At 60.5% G+C, this 19,520-nt stretch carries 15 protein-coding genes and 1 pseudogene; 8 read left to right on the top strand and 8 right to left on the bottom strand.

Annotated elements, in window-relative coordinates; genetic code table 11:
• The first annotated feature begins 8 nt into the window (after window positions 1–8).
• Window positions 9–1,160 (top strand): ABC transporter ATP-binding protein, encoded by a 1,152-nt coding sequence (locus tag H0241_RS31400; RefSeq protein WP_210285146.1) that lies wholly within the window; start codon window positions 9–11, stop codon window positions 1,158–1,160.
• Between the two features lie 273 nt (window positions 1,161–1,433).
• Here the strand turns inward: H0241_RS31400 and H0241_RS36285 are convergent.
• The 7 genes and pseudogenes from H0241_RS36285 to H0241_RS31370 form a co-directional block, all read right to left on the bottom strand.
• A pseudogene (locus tag H0241_RS36285) lies at window positions 1,434–1,556 on the bottom strand (gfo/Idh/MocA family oxidoreductase); the annotation flags it as partial.
• A gap of 212 nt (window positions 1,557–1,768) precedes the next feature.
• Window positions 1,769–2,584, bottom strand: a complete 816-nt coding sequence (locus tag H0241_RS31395) for a DeoR/GlpR family DNA-binding transcription regulator (protein ID WP_181061639.1) — start codon at window positions 2,582–2,584, stop codon at window positions 1,769–1,771.
• 163 nt (window positions 2,585–2,747) lie between these two features.
• Window positions 2,748–3,383 (bottom strand): 3-oxo-tetronate 4-phosphate decarboxylase, encoded by a 636-nt coding sequence (gene otnC, locus H0241_RS31390; RefSeq protein WP_181061638.1) that lies wholly within the window; start codon window positions 3,381–3,383, stop codon window positions 2,748–2,750.
• Window positions 3,384–4,655: a 3-oxo-tetronate kinase gene (otnK, locus tag H0241_RS31385; protein ID WP_181061653.1), complete on the bottom strand. Its 1,272-nt coding sequence runs from the start codon at window positions 4,653–4,655 to the stop codon at window positions 3,384–3,386.
• A gap of 139 nt (window positions 4,656–4,794) precedes the next feature.
• Window positions 4,795–5,901 (bottom strand): threonine aldolase family protein, encoded by a 1,107-nt coding sequence (locus H0241_RS31380; protein ID WP_181061637.1) that lies wholly within the window; start codon window positions 5,899–5,901, stop codon window positions 4,795–4,797.
• A gap of 39 nt (window positions 5,902–5,940) precedes the next feature.
• Window positions 5,941–6,615 (bottom strand): aspartate/glutamate racemase family protein, encoded by a 675-nt coding sequence (locus H0241_RS31375; protein WP_181061636.1) that lies wholly within the window; start codon window positions 6,613–6,615, stop codon window positions 5,941–5,943.
• Between the two features lie 125 nt (window positions 6,616–6,740).
• Window positions 6,741–6,986 carry a hypothetical protein gene (locus H0241_RS31370; protein WP_181061635.1) on the bottom strand — a complete coding sequence of 82 codons (246 nt, stop codon included), beginning with the start codon at window positions 6,984–6,986 and terminating at the stop codon, window positions 6,741–6,743.
• 149 nt (window positions 6,987–7,135) lie between these two features.
• Here H0241_RS31370 and H0241_RS31365 point away from each other — a divergent pair, with 149 nt between their 5' ends.
• From H0241_RS31365 to H0241_RS31345, 5 genes are all read left to right on the top strand, one after another.
• The gene (locus tag H0241_RS31365; protein WP_235984577.1) at window positions 7,136–8,302 is read left to right on the top strand and encodes a gluconeogenesis factor YvcK family protein; all 1,167 of its coding nucleotides are present in this window, start codon (window positions 7,136–7,138) and stop codon (window positions 8,300–8,302) included.
• Window positions 8,303–8,374: 72 nt separating this feature from the next.
• Window positions 8,375–11,776 carry a molybdopterin-dependent oxidoreductase gene (locus H0241_RS31360; RefSeq protein ID WP_181061634.1) on the top strand — a complete coding sequence of 1,134 codons (3,402 nt, stop codon included), beginning with the start codon at window positions 8,375–8,377 and terminating at the stop codon, window positions 11,774–11,776.
• A 38-nt stretch (window positions 11,777–11,814) separates the two neighbouring features.
• A complete protein-coding gene (locus H0241_RS31355; protein WP_181061633.1) occupies window positions 11,815–12,828 on the top strand; it encodes a glycoside hydrolase family 3 N-terminal domain-containing protein in 1,014 nt (337 codons plus the stop codon).
• Window positions 12,829–12,892: 64 nt separating this feature from the next.
• Window positions 12,893–13,480 carry a DUF1349 domain-containing protein gene (locus tag H0241_RS31350; protein WP_181061632.1) on the top strand — a complete coding sequence of 196 codons (588 nt, stop codon included), beginning with the start codon at window positions 12,893–12,895 and terminating at the stop codon, window positions 13,478–13,480.
• Window positions 13,481–13,562: 82 nt separating this feature from the next.
• A complete protein-coding gene (locus tag H0241_RS31345) occupies window positions 13,563–14,357 on the top strand; it encodes a glucose 1-dehydrogenase (RefSeq protein WP_181061631.1) in 795 nt (264 codons plus the stop codon).
• 34 nt (window positions 14,358–14,391) lie between these two features.
• Here the strand turns inward: H0241_RS31345 and H0241_RS31340 are convergent, their stop codons facing one another.
• The gene (locus H0241_RS31340) at window positions 14,392–15,444 is read right to left on the bottom strand and encodes a LacI family DNA-binding transcriptional regulator (protein WP_181061630.1); all 1,053 of its coding nucleotides are present in this window, start codon (window positions 15,442–15,444) and stop codon (window positions 14,392–14,394) included.
• A 198-nt stretch (window positions 15,445–15,642) separates the two neighbouring features.
• Here H0241_RS31340 and H0241_RS31335 point away from each other — a divergent pair, with 198 nt between their 5' ends.
• Together H0241_RS31335 and H0241_RS31330 are read left to right on the top strand one after the other, a co-directional pair.
• Window positions 15,643–17,760 carry a hydantoinase/oxoprolinase family protein gene (locus H0241_RS31335; protein ID WP_181061629.1) on the top strand — a complete coding sequence of 706 codons (2,118 nt, stop codon included), beginning with the start codon at window positions 15,643–15,645 and terminating at the stop codon, window positions 17,758–17,760.
• Window positions 17,744–19,411 carry a hydantoinase B/oxoprolinase family protein gene (locus tag H0241_RS31330; RefSeq protein ID WP_407941789.1) on the top strand — a complete coding sequence of 556 codons (1,668 nt, stop codon included), beginning with the start codon at window positions 17,744–17,746 and terminating at the stop codon, window positions 19,409–19,411. The genes H0241_RS31335 and H0241_RS31330 overlap by 17 nt, the downstream gene beginning before the upstream one ends.
• Window positions 19,412–19,520 lie beyond the last annotated feature (109 nt).

The raw sequence follows: 19,520 nt of genomic DNA, 5'->3' as shown, positions 1-19,520 counted from the left end.
CCACACGAATGACCGGCGCCGCTCGGGGCGGCTTGCTCGAATTCTACAAGGATTGGAAAATGGCCAACGTCTCGCTTCGCAATATCGACATCGCCTACGGACCTGTGACCATTGTCAAGTCCCTGCAAATGGAGATTGCCGACGGCGAATTCACGGTTCTGGTCGGCCCTTCCGGCTGCGGCAAATCCACCATCCTGCGCCTGATCGCAGGGCTGGAGCCACATTCGGGCGGGGACATATTCATCGATGAAAACAATGTGTCGGCAGCCAATCCCGCCGATCGCAATGTCGCCATGGTGTTCCAGAACTACGCGCTCTACCCCAATATGACGGTCTTCGAGAATATCTCCTTTGGCATGAAGATCCGGAAAATCGATGCCACTGAAATCGATCACGCCGTACGCGAGGTGGCCAAGATGGTGGGGTTGACGGATCATCTGCACAAGCGCCCCGGCAGGCTTTCCGGTGGCCAGCGCCAACGCGTCGCGCTGGCCCGCGCCATCGTTCGCCATCCCAAGGTTTTTCTGTTCGACGAGCCGCTGTCGAACCTCGACGCGGAATTCCGCGCTTCGATCCGGCTGGAATTGCGTCAGTTGCACAAGAAGCTGGGAGCAACGATGATCTACGTCACGCACGATCAGGTCGAGGCCATGACCATGGGCGACAAGATCGCGGTGCTTGCCCCGATCGCGGTTAAGGGCACCCACAATCTGATGCAATACGACACACCGGAAGTGATTTACAGCAAGCCGACGAACCTGTTCGTTGCGCGCTTCATCGGTTCTCCCAAAATGAATACCTTCGAAGCAGAGAGTTCAGGACAGGCAACCATACGCATCGGGGACCAGGATATTGCCGTCAAGGTAAAGCGACCCCTGCCATCCAAGGTGATTGTCGGCATACGGCCAGAGCACGTGGTTGTCGGCGCGCATGCCGAGGGCCCGACGATCACAGGACGGGTGGCGGTCACCGAAAACCTCGGACACGAGCGCCTGGTGTTCACTGAAACAAAAATAGGCCCCATCACACAGCGCGCTTCAGATCAGACGGTCTGCCCAACTGCCGGCGACGAGCTTGAACTGACATTGCTGCGCCACAGGCTTCACTTTTTCGACGCGGTCACCGAAGAGCGGATCGAGATGGTGTCAGACGCACCATAGACGCCTTATCTGCTGTCGTCAGAAAGGCTAAATGGCCTTTACAATATTGGCTCCGGCTCGCACCAAATCGTCGAGGTGGTTTATCGGTGCATCATGTTCAAGCACGAGACAGCCGATCTCGCTGATCTCGGATACGCGGTGCGGCGCTCGCAACTCGAGCTTATCAGTCGTAGCTCGGGCGATAACCGCTAGCCGCTAGCAAAATCCGCTTGAAGGGCGCGTCAGGCGCCCACGCGATGGGCTCCCGAAAGTCTCGTTTTCAATGACGAAGGCGTGGCTTCCGAGGTCCGCGAGGGCACCGCCGCCGGCTGGATCGTGGCTGAACGCAAATAGGCTTTCCGGATCCGCCATATAGTCCTCGGCATGGATGCCTCGGTAACTCGGGATTTCGCCAAGCGTGGGCCAAAATCAAAAGTCTTACTGTATCGTTCCGTATCGTCCCGCTACCGATGGCTGGCATATCGAAAACCACCACCGATACTAACATTCGCTTGCAGCCATCTGCATGGAGAGTTCGTCTCGAAACAGCGCGAATAATCCTGGTGCACAAACGATCCCTCGGAGGGGCCAAATTCATCCCTAGTGGTCCGTTTTCTTACTGACTTTTTTCAGACCCTGTCACCGCGGGGTCGAGAATCTGCGCTGGCCGCCGTCATAGCCGGCGCTCTGATCACATTGATCCCGCGACGTTCGAAAGTGGCAGCCTCTTGGGAGCTGAGACCATGCTCTGTGACCAACGTATAGCCTTCATCACCCGGTACGACAGCGAACGGCGCCCTGGTGCCAAACTTGTCGAGAGTGGCAGCGACCACGATCGAACGGCTCGCACTTGCCACCGACCGCCCCATTTCTGCTTCCTCAAAACTGAAGGCCGTTATTCCTGCTTCTGCGTCGACGCCGCTCGCACCAAGAAAGCATATGTCGGTATGAATAGACTCGGCGTCCTTGATTGCTCTTCCACCCAGAACAGCTCCGCTTCTTTGATCAAGGCGCCCGCCGATTAGAATTACCTCGATGTTCGATCGATTGGCGATCGCCCCCAAGACAACGATCGAGTTCGTGACCACGGTGATGTTGTTATCGCGCGATAGTTCCATAGCCACAGCAGCGTTGGTCGAGCCCGCATCGATAAATATCGTGCTGCTGGGAGGGACAAGCCTGGCTGCCACCTTGCCTAAAATCGCATTCCGGTTCGCAAAATTTGTTGGGCGCTCCAAGTTTGGGGCCGATGCCGGAGAAATCGGCAGTGCGCCGCCATAAACCCGCCGACACAGCCCCGCCGCGGCCATTTCCCTCAGATCACGCCGGATTGTGTCTTCAGACACTTCCAATTCTCGTGCCAACTCGGCTGCAAGTACCCGCCCGCGCGCTCCGAGACGCTCCTTTATGAGTGACTGACGCTGCTCCAGCAAAAGGTAGGACAATCTTGCCTCACTTCACGCACGAGTCGGCACAAACGTGTACGGCGTAGTGGAAAGTGTCAATGCAGCGCTCGGCAAACACGCTGTGATCATCAACAGGAGTGAAAACATCCAAGTCGACGCCGATTGATAGGATTCCCGGGAGCCGCGCAAACGACGTGTTGGTTTAATGACTTCCAAATGCGGTCTTCAATTCCTGGATCTGGTCTGGGGCCAATCGTCTGGTAGGCGCCCTTCGCAAAATGACGAGAAGTTTTGCTGTTTCTTCCAATTCCTCCGCGGCGTAGATGGCGGAAAAGATATCCCTTCCGGTCACAACAGGCCCGTGATTGGCGAGCAGCACTGCCGCACATGAACCTTTCAACCCGCGTATCAGGTCGCCAGCTTTTGGATCGCCGGGGCGCACATACGGCACCATCTTCACGGTACCGACCCGCATAACAACGTAAGGTGTGATTGGTGGGATGCAGTCTTGCGGATCGGTGTCCGACAGGCACGACAATGCGGTGGCAAAAGTCGAATGGAGATGGACGACAGCGCCGGTCTGCGGCCGCGTTTCATAAAAGGCGCGATGGAGGAAGATCTCCTTCGACGGTGGGGCACCGGAAACATGATTGCCATTCCGATCGAGCTTGCTGATCTTGTCCGGATCCAGGAATCCCAGACAGGAATTCGTGGGAGTAATGAGCAGCCCGTCGTCAACCGCGGCGCTGATGTTGCCCGCCGAGCCTACCGAGAAGCCGCGGTCGTAGAGTGACCTCGACAGCCGGACAATATCGTCCCGCAGCTTGCTCTCGTCCATTCATCGGCCCTCCAGTTTCGCCAGCGCCTTGTCGAAGAAATCGAGCGAACCGAAATTGCCGGACTTGAGCGCCAACGCAACCGGACTATCGCCTTGAGAATAGAGTGCCGGCACCCCCGGATCGATTTCGCCGCCGACGGTGAGCGCTCCGAGATCGAGAGCCGAAACCACGGCACCAGACGTCTCCCCGCCGGCCACCACGAGCCGTTTGATCCCGCGTTTCACCAGCTTTCTGGCGGTGCTGGCAAAAAGCGCATCGAGGTTTTCGGCCAGCCGTTCACGCCCGAAGCGATGCTGCAATGCCGCCACCTCCTGTGGCGTGCCTCCGGAGAACACCAGCGGTGCTTGGCCGCGATGGCTCTCGATGAACGCAACAAGGCTTTCCGGCGTCACCGTGCCTTCCATCACCTTTTCGACTTCGATTGCCTGCACCGGATGCGATCGCGCATGGGTCTCGATCTGCTGCCGTGTCGCGCCTGAGCAGCTTCCCGCGAGGATTGCCTCCGGCCCCTCTACCCTCATCGCGACGTGGCTGGAGCCGGCTGCAAGACCAGACGCGATAAAGTTTGCCGGCAGTCCTTGCGCAATGCCGGACCCGCCCGTGATCAGAGGGGCCGGGGCGGCGGCCCTGGCGATCGTTGTCAAATCGTCGTCGTCGACGGCGTCGACGATGACAAGCGTCTGGCCCTCCCGTGCGGCTGCTTCCAGCGCGGAGGACAAAGCACCGTGACCGGCCTTGACGGTGCCCAAGGCGACCAGGCCGACCGGCCCTGCCGTCTGGCGCGCAAGCCAACGGCGAATATCCGGATCCGTCATCGGGTTGAGCGGATGATTCTGCAGGCCGGACTCGTTGAGCAGCCGATCCCTGACGAAGAGATGGCCCTGATAGAGGGTCCGGCCGACTGTGGGAAACGCCGGGCAGGCAATCACGCCCTTCACTCCCAGGACGCAAGCCAACGCCTCGCCGACTGGCCCGATATTGCCGCCGGGCGTGGAATCGAAAGTCGAGCAGTACTTGAATATGAACTGGCGGCAACCTTGCGCCTGCAGCCATTTCAGCGCCGCCAGGGACTGTGCGACTGCCTCCCCCGCGGGGATCGATCGGCTTTTCAGGGCAACGACACCGGCTTCGATATGTTCCGGCGCGGGCGTGCTAGGCACCCCGAGAAACTGGGCGGTTTGCAAGCCCCCCTGTCCGGGGAGCCCTTTGGCAAGCGTGTTGCCGATATCGCTCGCGCCAGTGAAATCATCCGCAATCACGCCGAGTAGCATCATCCGACCTCACGCTTCGGCGGCGCGGCGAGGATTCTTGGCGGCTGCCGCGGCCTCGGGGTCTGCGCTGCAATCCACATCGCTCCGATCAGCGCAACCGCGATGCATCCAGGCCAGGGATACATTTCCGCTCCCGGCATCAGTAGATGGCCACACCATGCTCGGCATGGTGTTGTTCAGGCGAACCGTCTCTGCCACAGGCGGCATGGAAGGCTTCGACAAACAGATCTGCCGCAGCCATGGCATCGGACTTCGACACGTGTCGGTGGACGACCAGCCGGACGCGTCCGCCTTTGGGCGGATTTACGACAACTCCCTTTTCTAGAAGTCCGGCATGAAAGAGTAGAGGGTCGAACCCGCGCACGGGCAGGTTGACGAACAAGATGTTGGTCTCGACCGCTTGCACATCGATGTCGACGCCGGCGGCCTCCAAGCGCGAGGCAAGAACGGTCGCGTTCTCGTGGTCCTGCTGAAGCCGATCCACCATCGACCGCAAAGCCACCTGCCCGGCCGCAGCAATGACACCTGCCTGGCGCATGCCGCCGCCGACGACCTGGCGCCAACGGCGTGCTTCCTTGATGACGTCGGCGCCACCGGCAACGACCGCACCAAGGGGACAACTCAACCCCTTGGACAGGCAGAAGGTCGCTGTGTCGACATCCCGGACAAAGTCTCGCACCGGCCTGCCGAGCGCAACAGAAGCGTTGAATATCCGCGCACCATCGAGATGGACCCGCAGACCATTTGAGTGCGCTATGCCGGCCAGCGTAGCGATCTGCCACGGGACCATGACCCTGCCGCCGGCAGCGTTGTGAGTGTTTTCGAGGCAGAGCAGTCGCGATGGCACACCAAGCCTGCTCCGGCTATCCTGAATTGTCTCCTCAAGAGCCCCCGGCGAAATCGCGCCATTGGTACCGGTGATCGGCCGGGGCGTCAGTCCCGCAAGTGTCGACGGCCAGCCACTTTCATTGATCTGAATGTGGGCGCGCGATTCGACGATGAATGATTCCCCCCTGGAGGAGAGCGCCATGCACGAAACGATATTGCCCATCGTCCCACTGATCACCAGCATCGCTGCCTCGAGCCCAAGAAGGTCTGCAGCCTCTTCTTCGAAAGCCAAGACCGTCGGATCATCGCGAAAAAAATCGTCGCCAAGATCTGCGCGCGACATGGCTTCGAGCATATCGCGTGTTGGTTTGGTGACCGTGTCGCTCCGCAGGTCGATTGGCTGACTGACATTACCCACGCATATTTCCTTTCTTCGATCGGCGTTCGGTCGAGCCCCTCAAGCAAGTCGCCGGGCACGACGAGGCAGGTCCCGCAACATGCCCTCGAAACCAATGCGGGGGCTGCTCAGAACCGGCACGTCGATATGCTTCGCGCGCGGCAACGCCGCGGCCATTGATGCCTGGGCGAGAACGACGACGTCGGCGTCCAGAGCGGCGGCCGAGATGCCTTCCGCGACCGCGTCCAGATAATCTTCCTGGCGGCCATCCAGAAACAGGCTGCGTGCCCGTTCGAGAACCAGGCTGTCTATCGGCGGCGCACGACGTGCGGCGCTCGCTTCGGACTTCAGCAACTCGACAGTCGGAACGATCGTCGTCCCGACAGTTGCCAGCACCAGGATGCGCCCGCCCAGTTCGACACTTTTGCGCGCCATCGGTCGGTCTATCCTGAATACTGGTCGCTGCATGTTCGCCAGATCGGCGGCCTGTCCGATCGTCGAACATGTGCAAACGACCGCATCGATGTCCGGCCCGGCTTCTCCGAGCATAGCCTCGACCGCGGCGGCGATGATCTCGGGAGTAGCGCTTCCTGCGTCAATTGCCTGCTTCAGCAAGTCCGGCCGAAGCGCGTGCCTTATCGCCATATCCGGGGCGAGTTCGGCCGCCAGTTCATCGAAGACCTGAACTAGGGCCGGAGCTGTGTGAAAGAAGACGATCTTGTTGCTCGATATCATGCGCTTCTGGCCACAAATTCATTTCCACGTTGCGAACTGCCTAGATCTGCGTTGGGTGCATCGCGTCTATTAGATCGATGCAATTTCTTTCGAAAACCCAAATTCGAATTCGGCGGAGTTTCCCGTTAACCTGCAGGTGGTTCAGCGGCCTTGTTGCCAACGTCCTCGACGCCGAGCAGCCCTGCCCAGACGGCACCGTAGGCCTGAAGCTTCAGGCCCGCAATTTCCAACTGGCCTTCGCTATACCCAACGATCAGATCATAGCCCTCAGACATGGTTCGCCCACCCAATGCGACATGGTCGGCGGCGACAAGCAGAGCCGCCAGTGAAGCAAATCTCATCGCCCTTGTTCTCATCAGATCCTGTATCATGGCTTTCCCTGATGACGTTCCGGCGAAGAACCAACCTTGAGCAGAAACCGCCCGATGACAGTCGTTGTATCGATCTAAGTCGTAGACTAAAAGACAACGCACTTCAATATGTGCAATTGGTCCGATTTGATTTTGCAGGGAGTAGCGGTTTGGCAGCGCTGAATATCGACCGTCTGAAGTCACCTCATATCGTCATGCTGGGTGGCGGCAGCGGTTGTCGCAACATCAATCTGGCGCTGTCGCGAACCCCCGCCCGCCTGACGCGCATCGTACCGGCCTGGGATAGCGGCGGCAGTTCGCGAGCGATCAGGGAAACGCTGGGCATTCTTCCGGTGGGAGATATCCGGCAAGCATTGATGACGATGGCTCATGGCGAGAAGTGCGCCGGCAATGTCGTCAGGATGTGTAACGCCCGGCTGTCTGAGGCCGCAGACAAACGACAATTGCGAACGGAGTTCGATTTCTTGGCAGATTGCCGGCACTCGCTCTTGAAGACAGAGCCGGCGCCACTGAGCAACGCTATCACGCGCTACCTCGATGTCTTCAGATCCCGTTTGCCTGAGGATTTCGATCTTGGAAACGGCAGCGTCGGCAACTTTATCCTGGCTGGCGCCTATCTTGCTCATGACAAAGACATCAACGCTGCCATCTCCATTTTCAAAGGCATGTGTGGCATCGAGGGCAATGTCTGGCCTATCGCCGTCGCCAGCGATGTCCATTTGTCGGCACGGCTTTCCGACGGCCGTGTCCTCGACCGGCAGCACCTGATCACGACACTGACTCCGTCCGAACCACCCGCATGGATCGAAGATATCTGGCTGACGCGAGCGTCGGATTCGACGGTATCAGCCAACGTCGAGGGCAACGGCCCGGCGATCGAAGCCATCCATACCGCCGATATTATTCTGTACGGCCCGGGAAGCCTGTTTTCCAGCTTGTTGCCTCACCTTCTGGTCAACGGTGTCGTGGAGGCAATCTCTGCCAATTCGAGAGCCAAGAAGATCTTTGTCGGGAACATCACCGATTGCGCCGAAACCCGAGGCATGACGCTTGAGGCCCAACTCTCAACGGTCCTTCGGCTTGCCAGGACCCGCTCCAGCGGCATCGTGCTCACCCATGTTCTGTCCAATCGCAATTTCTTTCCCTTCCCCAAGCGCGTCGGCAAATTCAGCTACCTCCAGTCCGGCTCACTGGAGGAAATGTGTGGAGCGCAAGGCATCTCGGTGGTTTCCGGGGACTTCGAGGATCTATGGCGAAGGGGCACTCACGATGGCGAAGCCGTCGCCCGCGACCTCTCGAAACTAGCCGCCTGTTGATCCTGACTTGACAATGGCAGTCGATGGAAGCAGGTTGCAATTAGATCGATCTACTAAACCAACGAGTCAGCGATGCGTACGGAAAAGCCCGGCTTCTGCGCGCTCTGCAAATCCAGATGCGGCGCGACATTCATTGTTGAAGACGGACGCCTCACGGGTGCTGCGCCGGCTCCCGCCCACCCGACCGGGAAGTCGCTTTGCGTCAAGGGCAAGGCGGCGCCTGAGATCCTCTACCATCCCGACAGGCTGATGACACCGCTGAAGCGGACCAACCCGAAGGGAAGCGACGAGCCCGGCTGGGTTCCTGTCTCCTGGGAGCAGGCCTTGTCCGAAATCGGTGAGCGCTTGCGCAAATTGCGTGACAGCCACGGGATCGAAAGCGTGGCGGTGTCGACAACGACGCCAAGTGGTACCGCATTGAGCGACGGCGAAGAATGGATCGAACGCCTGATCCAGGTGAGCGGCACACCGAATTGGGTCAGCACCACCGAGATCTGCAACTGGCACAAGGACTTTGCTCACGCATTTACCTTCGGCACCGGCCTCCCCTATCCTGACTACGGCCAGGCGGAGCTGATCGTTCTCTGGGGTTTCAATCCGAGTTCCGTCTGGCTCGACCAGGCGACACAGGTCGCCGCGGCACGGGCTCGTGGTTGCAAGATCCTCGTCATCGATCCCAGGCGTTTTGGCTTCGCGATCGGTGCTGACCAATGGCTGCGGGTTCGCCCTGGCTCCGACGGCATATTGGCGCTCGGCATCATGCGCCTGCTGATCGAAGAGAATTCTTTCGATGACTCATTCCTGATGCGCTGGACCAATGCCGCCTTCCTTGTCCGCGACGACAATGGGGAATTTCTGCGCGGGGGCGATCTCAATGCACAGGGAGAGGATACGGACGCTTTCGTGGTGCTCGGAACCGATGGGCGATTGACCTTCGTGCAGGGCAAAGGCCGCGAGACCCCGACGGTGCTTGCCCAAGCGGCGCGTTCCGGTGAGATCAAGGTCAGCACTGCGAACGGTCCCGTTCGGTGCACCACCGCTTTCGATTGGCTTCACGCGGCGGCAAACCGCCACACGTTGAGTGAAGTGGCTCGCTTAACCTGGATACCAGAAGAGGAAATACGCGCCGCAGCGCGTATGATCGGCGCCGCCCGATCGGTCGCCTATTACACCTGGACCGGTCTCGGCCAGCACGCGCAATCCACTCAAATCGACCGGGCGCTCGCCACGCTGATGTCTCTGAAAGGCTGCTACGACGCACCCGGCGGCAATGTTGTGCTGCCGAGCGTGCCACGCAACGCCGTCTGCGGCCCCGACCTCCTGGATCCGGCGCAGCAGGCCAAGGCGATCGGGCTCGACGACAAGCCGCTTGGTCCACCGAACCAGGGCCGCATCACCGCGCATGATTTCTACACCGCGGCGCTTGATGAACGCCCGTACAAAGTGCGTGGACTTATCGGCTTCGGAGCGAACCTTGCCGTTGCCCATGCGAACTCGACACGAGGGCGGGCCGCGCTGGATGCGCTCGAGTTCTACGTCCATTGCGACGTGTTCGAAAACCCAAGCGCTCGCTCCGCCGATTTCCTGTTGCCGGTCAACACACCGTGGGAGCGCGACGCGCTGAGAATTGGCTTCGGTTCGGGACTTGCCGCCCAGGAGCATGTGCAACTGAGGCAGCAGGTGGTGGCTTCAGCGGGCGAGTCTCGTTCTGACGCCGAAATCGCCTTTGCCCTGGCCGACGAACTCGGTCTGCGCGATCAGTTCTTCGACGGCAGCATCGAAGCTGCCCGGTCTCACATATTGCAGCCTAGCGGAATCACGCTCGATCAGTTGAGAAATTGTCCGGAAGGGGTCCGTTATCCGCTAAAACAGCGCTATCGCAAATATGCCGAACCGACCGAGATGGGCGTGACCGGCTTCGCCACCGAGACCGGTCAGGTTGAACTTTATTCAGCGCTGTTGCGTCGTAACGGTCAGCCTCCGGTTCCGACATTCAATCCAGACGAGCTTCCGGCAAACGAAACCTATCCCTTCGCACTAACGACCGCGAAGACGGGATATTACTGCCACTCCCAGCATCGGCAGGTGCCGTCGCTGCGCAAGCGGGAGCCGGAGCCTACGGTAAATCTCGCTCCTGAGGCGGCCGAACGACTTGGGCTGGAGGCCGGAGACTGGGCCGAGATAAGCACACGACACGGCCAGGTTCGCATGAAAGTGAAGCTCGACAACAGCCTGGACCAACGCGTCGTCCGCGCCTCTTTTGGATGGTGGCAGGGAAACGCAGCTCTCGACCTCCCCGGCTATGACGCCTTTTCGAAAAGCGGCGCCAACTACAACATGCTCGTCGGCAGCGACCAGTTGGACCCGGTCAGCGGCGCAGCTGCTCATCGGTCGCAGTCCTGCAACATCATACCGATCGGCCCGCGCAGGACCGTTTGGCATGGCTTCCATACGATGCGTGTGACAGGCCTCGACAAGATCGCCGAGGGCGTAACCGCTGTGACGCTGGAGCGCCCCGACGGCAGCGTGCTGCCCGATTTCGAGCCAGGCCAACACATCGTTCTGCGGTGGCGTGAGGCCGGTGAGGATCTTATCCGCTGCTATTCCCTGACGGGGCCGGCCTCTGATAGCGAGCGCACCGCCTATACGATTGCCGTACGCATGGTGGGGCGGCCGACGGGACGTGACGACGTGGCGCCAGGCCGCATGTCGACAGCAATAAGCAGCATACTGGCTCGGGGCGACATGCTTGACGTGCGGGCGCCGTCCGGGCGCTTCACATTGCCCCTTGTCTCCGAGCGGCCCGTTGTACTGGTTGCCGGCGGCATCGGCATTACACCGTTTCTGTCCTATCTGGAGACCTTGGCACGGCGGCCTCTTCGCCCGAGGGTTCATCTTGCATACGCCAACAGCCTCGCGGAGACGGAAGCTTTTTCTGACCGTCTGGCGTCACTCGCCGCGGCCATGCCGGAGCTGACGATCGACCGATGCTGGAGCCGTGCCGGTAAAGACGTTCCTGCCGATATTCATCGGGGGCGACTCGGTATCAGCCATCTGCGGCTCGGAACGTTCGAGGTCTCGCCGGCGATCTATTTCTGCGGCCCGTCAGGCATGGTCGCATCGCTGAAGGCAGAGTTGGTCAGCGCCGGCCACCCGGATCAGCTTATGTTCGAAGAGGCCTTCGCCGCTGGCAGCGTCGATCAGACCGCACTGCCCGAAGGCCCATACTCCGTCACCTTCGTGCGCTCCGGCAAGACGGCAATCTGGGACCGCGCGCGCGGCTCGCTGCTGGAGTTGGCCGAGGCAGAAGGCGTGAGGATCACCAACGGATGCCGGGCCGGCCAGTGCGAGAGCTGCGAGGTGCGGGTCCTGGAAGGCGAGATCACCTATCGCACCGACCTTGTCAGATCTGCGACGGACCCGTGTCTGGCCTGTCAGGCTGTCCCGAAATCCGATCTGCTCGTCGACGTCTAGCGCTGCATCGCCATCACAATCCCTTTTGAGGAGACTTCATGACAACCCAGCTGCGGCGTGACATCCATGCCCTCTTTCTGCCGATCTTCCCCGAACTCGAGATCGACAGCTCAGCCTCCCGCTTCCTGGAAAGCGGAGGCATCTCATTGCTCTTTGGCGAAACGCGCGAGGAGTATGTCAGCCGTATCATCGACGCCAGGCGCGTGGCCGAGGAAACGGCGGATCGCTGGCGCAAGACGGTTGCCCAGGCCCGAAGCATTGCCGGCCCGGTGCTCGTTGCCGTCGATGCCGAGATCGGCGGCATCGAGAGGCTTCACCGGCTTGTCACGTCGCTGCCATCGCTCGAAGAGGCGCATCGATCCACAAGTGAGGCCATCGAGGCGCGATCAAAGGCCTCGGCCGTGTCCGCTCGCAATCTTGGCGTCAACGTCTTCCTGTCGCCTGTGGCGGATGTGCTTGTCGGCCCCAATCCCTGGCTTGAGGGGCGTACCCTCAGCGACGATATTGGTGAAGTGACGCGGATTGTCAGTGCCTTCGTCAAAGGTGTCCAGGATGGCGGCGTCGCCGCAACGGTGAAGCATTTTCCCGGGCACCCGATCTGTGCGCTCGACCCCGCCGTTGACGAAGGCGAAGTTCCCCATTCGCTGGAGGAATTGCGGACATTTTCAGCACCGTTTCGAGCCGGCATCGAAGCCGGCAGCGATGTCGTCATGATGGGTCCGGCGATCTTCAAGGCGACGACCCCACCCACCGCAGCCTCCCACTCAGCCGAACTGATCAGCCTGCTAAAGGGCGAATTCGGTTTTGGCGGCGTTGTCCTTACCGATGACCTGGACTGGAAAGCGACAATCCGGGACATGACCATCGAGCAGTCGGCCGTCAAAGCGCTGGCCGCCGGCGCCGATTGGATGCTGGTCTCTGCAAACGGCGTTCCACACATCACGTCGATGGTCCGCGCTATTGAGCTGGCAGTCCAGCACGGGGCCCTGTCGGCCGATCAGATCGCCGCATCAGCTTCGAAATTGCGCACGCTGGCCTTGCGACTGACCTGAGCGCTGTCTCGACTGGCCGTCGCCATTTGCGACTTCAATTCAACTATGAATGTGGACATAGAATATGCTGATCGAACGATTTGAAAAACGCGGCCCACAGGCAGGCCGTATCGATTTCGACGGAAATGACGCGGTGATCGAGGCCGGCCCGAACACCGACTGGTTTTTTGATCCCCGGGGCAAAGCGAAATTGCGCAATGTTCCTTCGATGGCAATGTCCATCGAGGCACCCGTCTTTTCCCTGCAAGCAAAGGTAACCGCCGATTTCGGTTCCCGGTTCGACGGGGGGACCATTTTCGTCCAAGCCAGTGAAGACACTTGGGCTAAAATTGCTTTCGAGTATTCGCCCCAGCACATTCCAACAATCGTCAGCGTCGTTACCAAGGGCGTGTCGGATGATTGCGACGGCCCGTCCTTCGAAAAGGAGGCCGTCTATCTGAGGCTGAGCGCCCAGGACGGCGCCTTTGCCTTTCATTTCTCCGAGACCGGTAGCCACTGGCATTTCCTGCGATGGTTTTCCCTGCCACGTGGCAGCGGTCCGCTGACCATCGGTTTGTCGGCACAATCGCCGCTCGGAAACGGCTGTCGCGTCCGTTTCTCGGACATAAGGCTCAGCTACGATCCGATCCCGGATCTGCGGGACGGCAGCTGATGCTGACCGCACCATGCAGGTCTGTAGCGCCCGAACGGGCATTGAGGCCGAAATCGATTGCCTTACAGCACAGAGGAATGTCATGCGCGGATTGACCGACAAGCGGGTGCTGATAACGGGTGCCGCACAAGGCATTGGCAGTGCGACAGCCATGCGTTTTGCCGAGGAAGGCTCGATCGTCATTCTCAACGATCTTCAAGGCTCTGATGCCCTTCGCCAGACCGCCGCTTCGATAGCTGATCGTTATGGCACCGATCGGGTTGGCGGCGTCGTACCAGGCGATCTGTCCGATCCGCGCCAGGTCGAGACGATGTTCGAAGAGGCGGTCGACCTCGCGGGACAGGTCGACATACTGATCAACAATGCTGGCATCAACCGCGAACATGCATCGCATGAATTCCCGCTAGAGGATTTTGACGCGGTCCTGGATGTCAATCTCAGAGGCGCTTTCATCTGCTCGAAACTTGCCGTGCGGCATTTTCTCTCGCGCGGCATAGGCGGGGTGATCCTGAACAATTCCAGCAATCACGAAACGATCCCGAAGCCGCGGTTCATCGCCTATGCCGCAAGCAAAGGCGGGCTCGGCATGCTCATGCGGACACTGGCCCTGGAATATGCGGCGCAGGGTATCCGGGTGAACAATGTCGCGCCTGGCGCAACGGTGACGCCGCTGAATCGGAGCTGGGTTTTCGATCCCGACAAGCGCGCCGCTGTCGAAGCGCATATTCCGCTCGGCCGGATTGCCGACGCGGAGGAGGTTGCGGCAGCCTTTGCCTTCCTCGCCTCGGATGATGCCCGCTACATCACCGGGCACACGCTGTACGTCGATGGTGGCCTGACGATCTATCCGGACTACCGGGAAAACTGGGCGTCCTGACGTCGACTTGCCGGCAGCGCGGCCCTGCCGCGGATTAAGCCGCGGCGAAAGACTCGCCGCAGGATTCCCGGATCATCAGCTTGGGTTCGACGATGATGTCTCGCGAGGTCCGGCTAGGATTGGCGATCTTGTCCATAAGAACGCGGGCTGCCAATCGCCCAATGTTGCGTGCATCGATCGAGACGGTCGTCAGCGCTGGCGTCCAGAGCGCGGATTCCGGTATGTCGTCGAAACCGACAAGAGCAACATCCTTGCCCGGCACCAGGCCGAGGCGCTGCATCGCCAACATCACACCGAACGCCATCAGGTCGTTGTAGCAGATGATTGCATCCGGGCGATCGGGGCGGTCGAGCAGGACAAGTGCCGCCTCCATCGCTTCGCGCCGATTGATCGCGACGGACTTGATGAAGTCCTTCTTCACCCTCAACCGATGCTTGGCCACGCCCTGATTGAAGCCTTCAAGTCGCTCCTCGCTCGAAGACTTGCCGGCGGGGCCGCCAATGAACGCCAGTTTCTTGCGGCCCAAGCGCACCACGTGATCGATACCAAGCTGGACTCCGGCAACGTTGTCCGGGCCGATATAGGGTACTTTTTGCCCCGAGACGTGGCGCATGATCTGGACTACCGGTGTACCCGCCACTTCGAGGGCGGCGAGATCGTCAGCAGAGTTGTCGCCGGCGGGGCAAAAAAATACGCCGGCCACATTGTGCTGTATAAGACGATCGATGATCATCTTCTGGCGTCCGCCGTCTTCTGCAGTGTCGGCAAAGATCGTCAGGAAATCCTGCTGGTGGCACGCCCATTCAATGCCGGACGCGAGTAGTGCGTAAAACGGGTTCGATACGTCGGCAATGACCATGCCCAACGTCTTCGTCTTCTGCGACCGCAAACTGCCGGCCGACTGATTGTAGATGTAGCCCAGCGCCTTCATGGAGGCGCGAACACGCTCATGCGTTTCGGGCGCGATCAGGTTGCTGTTGCGAACAACGAGGGAGGCGGTCGACCTCGAAACCCCGGCATGTTTGGCGACGACGTCAAGCGTCACACGGTTCTGCCCGCGCTTTTCCGTCAAGGTCTTGCCGTCCATGCCTTCTCACTCCAACCTGGTCGAGATTGAAAGAACGCCGGCCGACTCCAGCGAGTCAGCGAGCGATCTTCCCTGACATACAGGAAAAGCTGTTTCAAATCATCAACCGCCTTGACGTCATTCCGCACAGGCATTAGATCGATCTAACAACCGAGATGGATCTATTTTCGGAAATATCTCCGGCGGCAAGGAATTGAAATGACCAAGAAGCTTTCCTGTCGATTGGCCGCCGACATTGGCGGCACGTTTACCGACATCGCGCTCGAATGTGGTGACCGTCGCTTTACCGCCAAGGTATTGACGACGCCCAAGGCGCCGGAAATCGGTGTGATCACGGGAATTCTTGAGGCGCTGAAGCGCGCCGGCCTCACCGCCGCCGATGTCGATATCTTTATCCACGGGACAACGCTGGCCACAAACGCGCTGATTGAACGCAAGGGCGCCAAGACCGCACTTATCACCACGCAAGGGTTCCGCGACGTGATCGAGATCGGCCGCGAAAGCCGCTTCGACCAATACGATATCAATCTCGTAAAACCCGAACCGCTCGTTGCACGCGCACTGCGCCTGACGGTTCCTGAAAGACTTGCCGTCGACGGCTCGGTCGTCATACCGATCAATCTCGACCAGATCGACGCACATGTACGCACGATGCGAGCAGCCGGCGTGACCAGCGTCGCTGTCGGGCTCCTGCACAGCTACGCGAATCCGCAGCACGAACAGTTGGTCGGCGAGCGGCTGAACCAGTTGATGCCGGAAGCGTATGTCTCGCTTTCCAGCAAGGTCTGCCCCGAGATCCGCGAATACGAAAGACTGATGACCACATGCGCCAACGCCTATGTGCAGCCACTTATGGCAAGCTATCTGCGGCGACTACGCGACGAACTTGATCGCATCGGCCTCTCGGCGCCGCTGCTGCTGATGACTTCCGGCGGCGGTCTGACGACGCTAAGCAATGCCTGCGAATTGCCTATCCGACTGGTTGAGTCCGGTCCCGCTGGGGGCGCCATCCTGGCTGCCCATGTCGGTGCAAAATGCGGCGTCGACGACCTGTTGTCCTTCGACATGGGCGGAACGACCGCCAAGATCTGCATCATCGACAATAGCGAGCCACTCAAATCGCGTTCGTTCGAAGTTGCTCGATCGAAACGCTTCATGAAGGGAAGCGGCATGCCGATCCGCATACCGGTCATCGAAATGGTCGAGATCGGCGCGGGTGGCGGATCGATCGCACATGTGGACTCGCTCGGCCGGATACAGGTGGGGCCAGAGAGCGCAACCTCTGAACCTGGACCTGCCTGCTATGGGCGCGGCGGCGAAACGCCGACCGTCACAGACGCCGATCTCGTTCTGGGAAAGATTGACCCTTTGCGTTTTGCCGGTGGCTCGATCCAACTCGACGCTGGTTCTTCACGCCGGGCAATCGCAGCGCATGTTTCGGATCGGCTTGGGACGGAACTTGAGACAGGCGCATTCGGCATCTGCGAGGTGGTCGAGGAAAACATGGCCAACGCATCGCGGGTGCATGCGATCGAGCGCGGCAAGGATGTTCGCGCCAGGACCATGGTCGCGTTCGGCGGCGCCGCCCCTCTTCACGCCGCCCGTCTTGCGGAAAAACTCGGCATAGGGCGCGTCATCGTGCCACGAAGTGCGGGCGTCGGTTCCGCCGTCGGCTTCCTGCGCGCGCCGCTCGGCTACGAAGTGGTGCGCAGCGCGTTCGCCCGCATCACCAGCCTCGACATCGAGGCCATCAACCGGCAGTTCGACGAGATGATCACGGAGGCTTCCGCGGTTATCCGCGAGGCCGATCCGGATGCGCAGCTCCAGTCGCGACGCTCCGTTTTCCTGCGCTACACCGGACAAGGCCACGAGATCGAGGTTCAACTGGAGGATCGGCCGCTCCACGGCGATGACCGGGAGGCTCTCGCCGACGCCTTCACCAGCGCCTACATCGCGCTCTACCGGCGCAAGATCGACAACGCCGCCATCGAGGCCTTGAGCTGGGCCGTTACCGTTGCAGCCACCGGTATGGCAACCGCACAGGATATCGCTTTCATTCGTCCCGACATGGCAGATGCGGCGGAGCCCGTCTCGCGAAGCCGACTTTTCGACGGGCAGCTTGGGATCTTTGCGGATAGCCCGGTCTATTGGCGCGATGCCATCGGCACCGATCAGCTGATCAGTGGACCGGCGATCATCGCGGAAGACGAAACGTCGACGGTCGTCACCTCGACATTCTGCGCGTCGATCGACGCGAACGGCTACATCATCCTCAACGCCAAGTCTGACGGAACCGGTCATGGACATGCATTCTGAGCTTTCCGACATCCACACGCAGATCATGTGGAATCGCCTGATCTCGGTCGTCGAGGAACAGGCACAAACCCTGGTCCGTACCGCCTTTAGCCCGATCGTGCGGGAGTCGGGCGACCTGTCGGCCGGCGTCTTCGACATGGATGGCCGCATGCTGGCACAAGCGGTGACGGGGACGCCCGGTCATGTCAACTCGATGGCCGAATCGGTGAAACACTTCCTCATCGCCTTTCCCGCCGAGACGATGCAGGAAGGCGACGTCTACATCACCAACGATCCCTGGAAAGGCACCGGGCATCTGCACGATATGGTGGTGGTGACACCGGCATTTCTCGACGGCAGGCTGGTTGCCCTGTTTGCCTGCACCAGTCACCTCGTCGACATCGGCGGCATCGGCTTCGGCCCGGACGGACGCGATGTCATTGAGGAAGGCCTCTATCTGCCTTTTCTTCGGCTGATCGACCGCGGCGTCAAGAACCAGACGTTGATCGACATCGTGCGCGGCAATTCCCGCTATCCCACCGAGGCGGAGGGCGACATCCTGTCGCTCGCCGCCTGCAACGATATCGGCGTCGAACGGCTCATCGAGATGATGCGCGAGTTTCGCCTCGAGACGCTCCGCGGGCTGGCGGAGCACATCATCACGCAATCGCGCAATGCGGTCGAGGCTCAGATCTCAGCGCTGCCGGACGGCAGCTATTCGTCATCGATGCGGGTCGACGGCTATGAGCAGCCCATCGACCTTGTGGCGACACTCACCGTCAAAGGCTCTACCATCACCATCGACTTCGAGGGTAGCTCCGGCGCTTCTTCAAAGGGAATCAACGTACCCCTCACTTACGCGCAAGCCTATTCGACCTATGGCGTCCGTGTGTTGGTTGCGCCCGACATTCCCAACAATGCCGGCTCGCTGGAACCGATACGGGTTACAGCGCCGATGAACTGTATCCTGAATGCGCAACGGCCGGCGCCCGTGTCATCGCGACACATCATCGGCCAGATGCTTCCTGACGTCGTCTTTGGTTGCCTGGCGCAGATTCCGGCGATACAGCCGCCGGCCGAAGGCACATCGTGCCTATGGAACCTCATCCTGGAGAACCACGCCAGCACTGCAAACGGGGCTACGGGCGATTTCAACCGCTTCTCGGTCCTTTCGGTGCAGACCGGCGGCGTTGGCGGGCGTCCTTCCCTGGACGGCCTGTCGGCGACCGCCTTTCCAAGCGGTGTCTCCGGTGTCCCGGTGGAAATCATCGAATCCATCTCACCGCTGCTGTTCAGATGCAAAGAGCTTCGCCCCGACAGCGGCGGTCCCGGCACCTATCGCGGCGGCCTCGGCCAGCACATCGAAATCCAGAACCGCGATCCCGTCGATTTCGACCTCTACGCCGCGCTTGATCGGATCGTGCATCCGCCGCGTGGTCGAAATGGAGGCAAGGCCGGTGGATCAGGCTATGTCGGTCTGGGTTCCGGGAGGACGCTGAATGGCAAAGGCCGGCAAACAGTGCCAGCTGGCGATTGGCTGGTCGTCCTGACCCCTGGTGGCGCCGGCTACGGTGCGCCGGTCGACAGACCGCGCGAGGCAGTCGCGTCCGACATAGACAACGGCTTGGTTTCGGCGGCGGCGGCCGCGGGCGACTACTCTTTCGGCACATAGCCCGCCAAGACCCCATCGTTTCGGCTGGCCTTATCCCGCGACTGGCGCTTCGGAGGCGATCCAGGTGCCTGAGGCCGCGGGACGTCTTGGCAAGCTCGATGCGCATGCC

Source organism: Mesorhizobium neociceri, from assembly GCF_013520985.1.
Lineage (GTDB): Bacteria > Pseudomonadota > Alphaproteobacteria > Rhizobiales > Rhizobiaceae > Mesorhizobium > Mesorhizobium neociceri.
Note: the sequence above shows the minus strand (reverse complement) of the source record. Positions and strands in the feature narration are given on the sequence as shown.

What these genes read in the sequence shown, in the direction of transcription:
- H0241_RS31330 (WP_407941789.1), top strand. Translation starts at nt 17,744, where the DNA reads ATGGACATGCATTCTGAGCTTTCCGACATCCACACGCAGATCATGTGG.
- H0241_RS31360 (WP_181061634.1), top strand. Translation starts at nt 8,375, where the DNA reads ATGCGTACGGAAAAGCCCGGCTTCTGCGCGCTCTGCAAATCCAGATGC.
- otnK (WP_181061653.1), bottom strand. Translation starts at nt 4,655, where the DNA reads ATGCTACTCGGCGTGATTGCGGATGATTTCACTGGCGCGAGCGATATC.
- H0241_RS31355 (WP_181061633.1), top strand. Translation starts at nt 11,815, where the DNA reads ATGACAACCCAGCTGCGGCGTGACATCCATGCCCTCTTTCTGCCGATC.
- H0241_RS31375 (WP_181061636.1), bottom strand. Translation starts at nt 6,615, where the DNA reads ATGATATCGAGCAACAAGATCGTCTTCTTTCACACAGCTCCGGCCCTA.
- H0241_RS31335 (WP_181061629.1), top strand. Translation starts at nt 15,643, where the DNA reads ATGACCAAGAAGCTTTCCTGTCGATTGGCCGCCGACATTGGCGGCACG.
- H0241_RS31350 (WP_181061632.1), top strand. Translation starts at nt 12,893, where the DNA reads ATGCTGATCGAACGATTTGAAAAACGCGGCCCACAGGCAGGCCGTATC.
- H0241_RS31345 (WP_181061631.1), top strand. Translation starts at nt 13,563, where the DNA reads ATGCGCGGATTGACCGACAAGCGGGTGCTGATAACGGGTGCCGCACAA.
- H0241_RS31340 (WP_181061630.1), bottom strand. Translation starts at nt 15,444, where the DNA reads ATGGACGGCAAGACCTTGACGGAAAAGCGCGGGCAGAACCGTGTGACG.
- otnC (WP_181061638.1), bottom strand. Translation starts at nt 3,383, where the DNA reads ATGGACGAGAGCAAGCTGCGGGACGATATTGTCCGGCTGTCGAGGTCA.
- H0241_RS31370 (WP_181061635.1), bottom strand. Translation starts at nt 6,986, where the DNA reads ATGATACAGGATCTGATGAGAACAAGGGCGATGAGATTTGCTTCACTG.
- H0241_RS31400 (WP_210285146.1), top strand. Translation starts at nt 9, where the DNA reads ATGACCGGCGCCGCTCGGGGCGGCTTGCTCGAATTCTACAAGGATTGG.